The sequence below is a fragment of the Auritidibacter ignavus genome, assembly GCF_003703835.1.
In the GTDB taxonomy this organism is placed as follows: domain Bacteria; phylum Actinomycetota; class Actinomycetes; order Actinomycetales; family Micrococcaceae; genus Auritidibacter; species Auritidibacter ignavus.
Genome location: NZ_RDQR01000006.1, coordinates 110,493 through 119,497 on the forward strand (window position 1 = coordinate 110,493; position 9,005 = coordinate 119,497).

At 58.1% G+C, this 9,005-nt stretch carries 8 protein-coding genes; 3 read left to right on the forward strand and 5 right to left on the reverse strand.

Annotation, left to right across the window (positions count from 1 at the left end; all coding sequences use genetic code 11):
- Window positions 1-36: 36 nt before the first annotated feature.
- The 3 genes from DYI20_RS05080 to DYI20_RS05090 all read right to left on the reverse strand — a co-directional run bounded on the left by DYI20_RS05080 (window position 37) and on the right by DYI20_RS05090 (window position 4,758).
- On the reverse strand, window positions 37-2,109 hold the full coding sequence (locus DYI20_RS05080; protein WP_233487911.1) for a TRAP transporter permease: 2,073 nt from the start codon (window positions 2,107-2,109) through the stop codon (window positions 37-39).
- A 192-nt stretch (window positions 2,110-2,301) separates the two neighbouring features.
- Window positions 2,302-3,345: a TAXI family TRAP transporter solute-binding subunit gene (locus DYI20_RS05085; protein ID WP_110100867.1), complete on the reverse strand. Its 1,044-nt coding sequence runs from the start codon at window positions 3,343-3,345 to the stop codon at window positions 2,302-2,304.
- A gap of 63 nt (window positions 3,346-3,408) precedes the next feature.
- A complete protein-coding gene (locus DYI20_RS05090; RefSeq protein ID WP_122548999.1) occupies window positions 3,409-4,758 on the reverse strand; it encodes a type III PLP-dependent enzyme domain-containing protein in 1,350 nt (449 codons plus the stop codon).
- 147 nt (window positions 4,759-4,905) lie between these two features.
- On the opposite strand from DYI20_RS05090, the gene DYI20_RS05095 reads away from it, so the two are divergent.
- Together DYI20_RS05095 and DYI20_RS05100 are read left to right on the forward strand one after the other, a co-directional pair.
- The gene (locus DYI20_RS05095; RefSeq protein ID WP_122549000.1) at window positions 4,906-5,559 is read left to right on the forward strand and encodes a response regulator; all 654 of its coding nucleotides are present in this window, start codon (window positions 4,906-4,908) and stop codon (window positions 5,557-5,559) included.
- Between the two features lie 71 nt (window positions 5,560-5,630).
- Window positions 5,631-5,996 (forward strand): nuclear transport factor 2 family protein, encoded by a 366-nt coding sequence (locus DYI20_RS05100; protein ID WP_110098841.1) that lies wholly within the window; start codon window positions 5,631-5,633, stop codon window positions 5,994-5,996.
- 186 nt (window positions 5,997-6,182) lie between these two features.
- Here the strand turns inward: DYI20_RS05100 and DYI20_RS12300 are convergent, their stop codons facing one another.
- Window positions 6,183-6,764: a MaoC family dehydratase gene (locus tag DYI20_RS12300; RefSeq protein ID WP_183145598.1), complete on the reverse strand. Its 582-nt coding sequence runs from the start codon at window positions 6,762-6,764 to the stop codon at window positions 6,183-6,185.
- A 434-nt stretch (window positions 6,765-7,198) separates the two neighbouring features.
- Here DYI20_RS12300 and DYI20_RS05110 point away from each other — a divergent pair, with 434 nt between their 5' ends.
- On the forward strand, window positions 7,199-8,773 hold the full coding sequence (locus tag DYI20_RS05110; RefSeq protein WP_122549002.1) for a class I adenylate-forming enzyme family protein: 1,575 nt from the start codon (window positions 7,199-7,201) through the stop codon (window positions 8,771-8,773).
- 32 nt (window positions 8,774-8,805) lie between these two features.
- Here the strand turns inward: DYI20_RS05110 and DYI20_RS05115 are convergent.
- On the reverse strand, window positions 8,806-9,005 hold a 200-nt coding region (locus tag DYI20_RS05115), incomplete at its 5' end, for a transposase (protein ID WP_136090121.1).

Sequence of the window (9,005 nt, forward strand, 5' to 3'; positions counted from 1 at the left end):
CCGTGATGATGTTCACAGCCGGATCAGCCGGTGCGCTTAGGCGGTGAGGGCGTTTTTGGTGTTCTTCCGGCGCCAGATCTGTAGCCCAGCCACGATCGCGATCACGGCGAGCCCACCCAGCGAGCTGAGGATCTCGGGGAAGATCAGCAGAATACCGCCGGCGATCAGGGTGACCGATTCCCACCAGTGAGACCGGTCGAGGAAGTAGCCGGCCGTGGCTGCTGCCAGGGCGGTCATCCCGATGATCACGAACACCAGCGTGCGTAGGAAGGTCAGGATCCCGTCGTCGCCCTGGAAGAGCAGGGCGGGTTCGAAGGCGAAGACGAACGGCACCATAAATCCAGCGATGGCCACGCGCAGGGCGGTAACGCCCGAGACCAGCGGGTTGGAGCCGGCAATCCCCGAGGCCGCGTAGGCGGCCAAACACACCGGTGGAGTGATATCGGCCAGCAAGCCGAAGTAGAACACGAACAGGTGGGCGGCCAGTACGGGCACATCGAAGGTTTCGATCAGGATCGGGGCGGCCACCGAGGCGGTGACCACGTAGTTGGCGGTGGTAGGCAACCCCATGCCCAGCACTAGGCAGGCGATGGCGGTATAGACCAACACCAACAGGAAGCTCCCGCCGGCCAGGGTGAGGATCCCATTGGAGATCTGACCCCCTAGCCCGGTGGCGTTAACGGTGCCGGCAACCATTCCTGCCGAAGCGCAGGCGGCGATCACCGGCAGGGCTGCCTTCGCACCGTCTTCCAAACACAGCACGAGTTCTTTCAGGTTCATCCGGGTCGAGGCGCGCAACAGCGAAATGATCAAGGTGGCTGCCAGGCCCCACAGGGCCGCATTGGCCGGGGTGCGACCGGCCAGCATCAGCCCGATGATTACCGCCAGCGGTAGCAACATGTCGACCTTGCGGGCCAGCAGTTTCCATGCCGGGAGATAATCGGAGTCCAGACCGCGGATTTTGTACCGCTTGGCTTCGTAGTGCACCGAGAGCATTGCGCCCAAGAAATACAGTACCGCCGGGACAATGGCGATCACGATGATGGTCTGATACGGGATCCCGGTGTATTCGGCCATGATGAACACCGCGGCACCCATGATCGGGGGCATGATCTGACCACCGGTGGAGGCGGTGGCCTCGGTCGCGGCAGCGAAGGTGGGTTTGAAGCCAATGCGTTTCATCAGCGGGATCGTGAAGGAACCGGAGGCCACGGTGTTGGCCACCGAGGAACCGGTGACAGTACCCTGCATGGCCGAGGCCACCACCGCGGCCTTGGCCGGACCGCCGGTAAACCGGCCGGTGAGTTTGGTGGCTAGCGAGTTGAAATAGGCTCCGATATCGGTCTTCAGCAGTAGCACACCAAAGAGCAGGAACAGGAACACGAAGGTCGAAGACACCTGGATCGGGGTGCCAAAGATCGACCGGGTGGTGAAGAAGGTCTGTTCGACCACATTGTCCAGCGAGGAGCCGGCGTGGTCGAACACTGGAACGAGATCGCCGCGCCAGAAGTACAGCAGGGCACAGATCGCGATGATGACAATCGGTAGACCCACGCAACGACGGGTGGCTTCCAGGATCAGGATGATACCGGCTGCGGCGACGAAGGTATCGAGGTTGGAGTAACCGAATAGTTGCACGTCGACGCTGGTGATGTAGTCGTAGCGGTAGACCAGGTACCCGAAGACGGCCAGACAGCCCAGAGCCAGGACCGTATCCACCCCCAGGGAGGTGAAGTACGCCCAGGACCGGGTGTTGGCCTTGATGCCAAGCTTTTTGTGGATCGGATACAGCAGGTAAATCATCGCCATGGCCGATCCGACGTGGATGGCACCTTGGATCAGGATGGGGCGGGAGCCAGCGAGTGCGGTATAGAGCTGGAAGATGGTCAGACAAGCGCCGACGATAAAGACCAGAATGCGCCACAGGCCCATCTCGCTGTTGAGTCGGTAGCGGGCGGCGACGTCGTGTTCGCGCAGGACCTGTTCGGCGGCCTCGGCGTTGGCCGCGGAGTCGCTCTGGCCTTGTTGCAGAGCTTCGACTTCTGCGGCGGTGAGAACAGCGGAGGGTTGCTGCTCCTGGGTGGAGGAGGGGTCAGGTTGTTGCGCCACGGCGTATCCCTTCAGACTGAAACCTGATCGTCAGTGGTGTCGACGATGTACCAAGTGCTCGAGAGCACTGCATGAGCATGAGTGATGAGGTGGGGACCGGTATCGGCCACGCCGGACCATCAACGCCAATCGCCCGGTTGCGAGAAACACGCTGGTCGTTGATGGCCCGGTGGTGAATGGTCGATGGGTGGTTTACTCTTCGTCTGCTCCGTCCTCGTCAGCGTCATCGCCACCGTCGCCGCCGTTAGCGGAGGCGCCGACCTCGTCGAAGTACTTCTGAGCACCGGGGTGAACCGGAATATCCCCCACGCCCAGCAGTCCGTCTTCAGCGTTGATCAGATCAGCCTGGGGTAAGGAAATATCATCGGCGTTTTCGTAGACAGTCTTGGTGAGCTCGTAGGCATCGTCCTCGCTGATCTGGCTGGTGGAGCCCAGCAACGCAGCGTAGACGGTCACGGTGAGCACATCGTCTTCGACGAAGTCGTAGGTGCCGGCTTCGATGGTGTAGGTCTCGAACAGTGTGTCGCCGGCGATGGCGTCAGCTTCTTCTTGATCCAGGGAGACCAGCTTCACATCATTGGTGGAAGCCAGTTCTTGCAGACTGGCCGCCGGAACACCCAGAATTTCGATGGAGGCGTCAATGTGGCCATCCTGTAGCAGGGAACGACCCTCGGTGAAACCTTCTTCATAGGCCTCATAGTCGCCCTCTTCCAGGCCGTAGGCTTCCAGGATCTCTAGGGCCACAGCGCGGGTACCGGAGCCGGGGGCACCGATGCCGACTCGCTTACCCTCCAGGTCCGAGATGGTGTCGATGCCGTTGCCTTCCAGGGTGATCACCTGAGCGGCTTCGGGGTAGAGCTGACCGATCCAGGCCACGTTCTCGATCCCGCCTTCAGCGCCCTCGAACTGGCCGGTGCCGGAAATGGCTTCCTGGGCGGTGTTGTTCTGGGAGAAGCCCAGCTGAGCAGAACCGTTGTTAATACGACCAATGTTGTCGGCGGACCCATCGGTTTCGATGGCGTCCAAGCTCAGATCGGTGTTCTGACCGATGACGTTGGCGTACTCGTTGCCCAGCGGGAAATACACGCCAGACGACGAGCCGGTGGCGAAGGTGATGTCCTGGGTATATTCGGCGTCGCCGCCACCACCGTTACCGCCTTCGTCGCCACAGGCAGTCAGCGCCAAGGCGGCCACTGCCGTGGCTGCCACCACTTTCAGCGAGGTGAATGCTTTCATGAGTTCTCTCCTATGGTGTGAGGTGAGTGGACAATTCGGAATAGTGTGAGGGGTCTTCAGTTCTCAGAGCAGTGCCGCCGGCCAGCTGTGGGCCATCGGTTGGTTCGTCCCGCCCTGATCCAAACGCAAGGGCCAGTCTGGGGAAAACAGGCTGGGGTCTTCGCGCGGTGCCCGCAGGACCGTGAACGTCTCGTGGCCGGTGACTCCGTAGACGCCGGGTTGGGCCAGGGAGTTATAGCTGAACGGGTTGGAGGGGTAGTAGGCTCCCGTATCGGGAAAGACCAGGATGTCGCCCTGTTCGACGCGGGGGAGTTGGATGCGGTGGGCAACCACATCGCCGGAGAAACAGCAGGGGCCGGCTACATCGTGTTGCTGGGTGCGCTCTGGATCACGCGGTGCCGCGGTGGGGTCGAGGACTTCGACGCGTAAGGGCCAGGCGGCGGGCATGAAAATGGTGCGGGTAGCGACCTGAGCTCCGGCGTGGGAAATCGCGATCCGGCGATCGCCGGCGTCTTTGGTGTACTCCACGAAGGAGGCGATGAAGCCGTGCTTGGCCAGAATCGAGCGACCAAATTCGGTCTTGACGGTGAACTCACCGTTGAACAGCAACGGTGCGTGTTCGGCCAAAAGATGTGCGTAATCGGTGAAGGTGGGGGTACGCTCATCGGAACCGAAGTTCACCGGGAGCCCACCGCCAATATCGAGGGTGTGAACTTGGGTGCGACCGACCCGTTCGTTGATCTCGGTGGCCAGTTCGCTCAGCAACTTCGCCCCGGTGACCATCGAGTCCAGGGACATCCCTTGGGAACCAACATGGCAGTGCAACTGGTTCAGCCAGGGATTTTCGAGATAGGCCTGGATGAGGTCCTCGCGGTTAGTGCCAGTCTTTAGTGCGACGCCGAATTTTGAATAATCTGAGGCGGTGCTCATTTCTTCGATGGTGCCGGCCCCGATCTGCGGATTGACGCGGAAGCCCAACTGTGAGGTGGAGTCGATGTGGCTTTTGAGCTCACGGATGCGCTCGAACTCTTGGAAGTTGTCAATGTTAATTGACACGCCCAGCCGGAGTGCTGAGGCTAATTCGCGACGGGTCTTGGCCGGGGAATCAAAAACCACCCGGCTGGGCTCGATACCGGTCGACAGTGCGACGGCCAGTTCCCCGTCGGAGGCCACTTCAGTAGCCAGGCCCATCTGCACCAGAGCGGAAACCACCGTGGGAATCGAGTTGGCTTTGACCGCGAAACAGTGCGAGGTCGGGACGTGGGAAGGGAACGCGTGGAGGAGCTCATCAACTCCGGTGTGGACCGAGTCCCAGTCGATGAAGGCCGCAATCGGTGCCGTGTCCGGATCCAATAGGCCCTGGTGTAGGGCCTCGGCAATGATCCGGTGGCGGTCACGAGCGAGCAACGACATGGCGGGTTTTTCCTTCCCCCAGGTGGTCAGTGATGAAGAGTTTGGTTGTAGGCAGGATATGATACAAGTTACAGATCATACATCATCCTCAAAGGATGATTTATCTTTTCGTGAAGGTGGCATGAACGCTAGGTAACGGAGGGCGGTATGGGATCTGCGTCGAGACAAGCCCGGCTGATGGTGGTCGAAGACCATCCCGTGGTCGCGCTCGGGCTGATCAATATTTTCTCCGATGAGCCAGATCTGCAGGTGGTCGCTCAAGCCAGCTCGAGCCGGGAAGCGCTGAAGATGATCGGCCAGGAAAACCCAGATTTGGTGATTGTACCCATGCGTTTAGACGGGGAGCTGGCCGGGTTGGGGCTGTCTCAGCGGATCAAGGAACGTCGCTCGGGCACGAAGGTGCTGATTTTTAGTAGTTATTTTTCGGCCGAGGAGATCGGGCTGGCCTATCTTAGTGGGGCCGATAGTTATGTGGTGAAGTATCAGTCGCCGCAGGCGCTCGTGGATACCGTGCGGGCGACATTGGCCGGACAGCGGGTGTGGGCTGAGCCGCTGGCGGGGGCACAGGTCAAGGAGATCATCACCGATGTGCTGGAGTCGGCCGCGCTGACTCGACGAGAAACCGAAGTGCTCGGGTTGATGGTCAGACGGCTGGGCAATGAGGAGATCGCCCGGAAGTTGGTGATCTCGTTATCGACAGTGAAATCGCATGTATCCCGGGTGCTACACAAGCTGGGTTACCGGGATCGGAAAGAGCTGATGGCTGATGTGGTGGTGCAAAGCAACCGAGTCAGCCGGTGAGAGGCTTGAGGACGAGCTGAAAAGACTCGTACGACAAGAAACACTACGAACGGGAAAGGACAACCACAGGCATGACTGCCACACCACGGAACACCGAAGATCTGGTGAGAAGCTACTACAGCACCGTGGATGCCGGGGACCCGGAGGCCACCGCGGCCCTGTTTGCCACGGATGCGACCTATCACCGGCCCGGCTATGACCCGTTGGTGGGCCCGGCTATCGCCGAGTTTTACCGCACCGAACGGGTCATTGAGTCTGGGGAGCACACCATCACCGAGGTGCTGGTGGACGGCCTCCGAGCCAGTTCTCGCGGGGTGTTCAACGGTGTGCTCAAAGATGGTCGTGCCGCTGAAGAAGGCTTCGCTGATTTCTGGGAGTTCAACGAGGATGGCACCATCGCCAACCGCACGTCATATTTTTACCGGGCTGCGGTTTGATCGGCGCGCTCTGGTCACAATCGGCGTTAAAGCTATCTCAATACAGCGCCAGCATGATGCAGTGTCCAGGCGCTGAAAAGTCACGTTTTTATATTGTGTGTGCTTCGAGGCATTAGGTGGGGCGACGATTACTGCGGTAGAGGCTGTGTATGAGTGCTATCTCCACCAGATTCGTGGTGGTCAGCCTTATAAGCTGTCTGTTTCGTGCAACCGGCAAGATCCGACAGCAACGACGGCATCATTAGGCCCGACGACTCGTAGCTTTAAGCTATGTTGCTCGTCGCGGTTTGATTGCAGACGTAGGGTGTCTCCGGGGAAAGCAGGTGCAACGAACCGGGCTTCAATCTTTCCGGAGGAAAGCCATCTAGCGCCAAAGACCTCGAGTGCGATATTTGAGAGCCACGTGTAGTAGTGGCTTGAGTGCATGACAGCATCCGGAAGCCCAGCTAAGCGTGCGATTTCGCGACTTGTGTGCGCGTTGGGAGGATTTTGGTGTGCATGGCCAAGTCGTAGCCAGTATTGCCGGTCGTACTCCACGATCATCGACATGTCGATCGTGTGTTCAGCATGCGTCGTCCAGGTGTTTGCGTCCGACCAGTCGGTGTTTTGGCGTTTTTCAGCCCGATTTGGGGTAGGGGCCCTTGTGACGTTAGCTTCTTCAGGGGTTTTTGGGCGGTCGACTGTGGCAGTCATACGGTGGCGGACGAGTACTCCGTTATCGTCCTGAACTTCGTAGTCAGCGGTCCAGTAGTCACGATTCCGTTTCACATAAGTGTCGACGATCGTTCCAGTAGCCGTGAGAGTCTGTCTGAGTGGTATTGGGCGGAACAATGTGCTTTCGTGCCGAGTATGCAGTCCGGTTCCCATCGGGGCGTAAGTTTCTTCAATAAGAGCTAAATAGTCCGTCAAGGTTTGCATCGGATGCGCGACAGCGAAAGGATCTTCTGCGTCAAGTATTGATCTGACTGACTGAGGAACAAGTGCGCTGTGGATGAATGAATTGTGGACCGACTCGTCAATCTGATATTGGATACTCTTCAAGCGATCGCCGACACGCATACTATCGAAGGTCAACTGGTCTACGTCGTTGGGCACGGTTCCCCATCTCCTCTGTGGCTGGCACGGCATGTTAGTAGCCCGTGGCCGGTCGACTTTTTGTCTGCTAGGGTAACATTCCAACCGGTCGAAATGTGAGGTAAATCATGTTCGGATCTGCTATAACTCGCGTCGACGACCTTATCGCCGTGAATGCAAGGAATCTTCCGCAGGAACCAGCACTCACGTGCTCAGAACTTACACTGAATTATCAGGATCTTGAATCTTACATCGAAGGTGTCAGCAATGCCCTTCTCGTTGCTGGTGTGGAACACGGAGACCGTGTAGCCGTTCTTGCGAAAAATTCCTTGCCGTTTTTCGGTCTCTACTTTGCAACGGCACGCATCGGCGCTATTTTGGTTCCGCTCAATTATTGGAACCGGGCGGGCCAGCACGCGGATGCGCTCAGTGATGTGACCCCAGTGCTTTTCTTTCACGATCCTGAGTATGCGGATGTAGCTCAGGAAGCAAAAGTTGAAGTTGCATCTAGCGCTCGGCTAATTGAGCTCGAGCCATGGGGAGTTGGGCCGTGTGCGGACAGCGACTGGCAGAAATTCCTGGCCACAGTGGAGGAAGAGGATTCTCTGCCAGTAAAGCCCGAGGTTAACGCGAGCGATCCACATATGATCCTCTATACGTCCGGCACAACTGGGCGCCCAAAGGGTGCTGTGCTGAGCCATGAAAGAACCGTTCACGACGCGTTCGCGATGGCTGCAACCCTCGGTATACGGCAGACCGACGTATTTGGCAATTGGTTCACACCGTTCCACGTTGGCAATTGGGATCACCAGAAGTTCTTTTTAATAATGGGCGCCCACGTCGTACTCTATCCGCAGTTTGATGCGGTAGCCGTGCTGTCAGGCATTGAGGAGCACAGAATCACTGTGATGCTGACAGTTCCTATTATGAGCCAGCAACTGATGCAACACCCCCGTTTCAGTCAGACAGACCTTTCGAGTCTGAGGCTTATCTACTTCGGTGCTTATGATCCATCAGGGATCATGGATCGCGTCGCTGATACCTTTGGTGTACGCACCGGCCGTGTCGACATGGTCCATACCTATGGCCTTACCGAGGCAGGATGCATTGTCACTGCGTGCCCAGCTAACAGATTATTAGAGAAATGGGGCTCCATTGGACGCCCTATCCCTGGAGTGGAAGTACGTCTCCTCAACGACACTGGCGCTGATGCAAAGGTCGACGAACCGGGAGAAATAATCCTCAGGGGGCCTCGGATGAGTGGATATTGGAACCGCGAGGAGGCAACTGCGGAGGCAATCGTCGATGGTTGGCTTCATACTGGCGACGTGGCCGTCCGAGACAAGGATGGTTTTCTGCGGATTGTTGACCGGAAGAAAGACATGATTCGAACGGGTGGTCAGAACGCCTACTCGAAAGAGATAGAAGATTGCCTATCTCAACATCCCGACGTCCAAGAAGTAGCAGTGATTGGAGTTCCCGATCCGGTGTATGAAGAGTCAATTTGTGCCATAGTTGTTGCAAGCGACCATGACGTCGCCGATACTCTTCCGGCTGTTCTCCCTGATTTCGTCCGTGAGCGTCTTGCCGGGTATAACACGCCACGACGCGTCGTCGTCGTCAATGAACTTCCGAAAAATAGTCTAGGCAAGATCCGCAAGCCAGAGTTGAGAAAGACTTATGGCTCGATTTTTATCGCTTGAGCTAGTGAAGGCGTATGACCTTTGGCGGCTCTTCACAATCGAGGGTGTAGACGGGGCTTGAATCCTCCGCTCTCGAGCAAGGACCTGGCGATGTAGTTGGTTGGGTTCCGGAAGCCCAGGGCGGATCCGCGCAGGTGTTCGAGTCGTCCGTTGATGGCCTCGGTGGGTCCGTTGGAGGTTCCGGGGCGGTCGAAGTAGGCCAGGATGTCTGCCGCCCTTTTCTTCAGCGTCC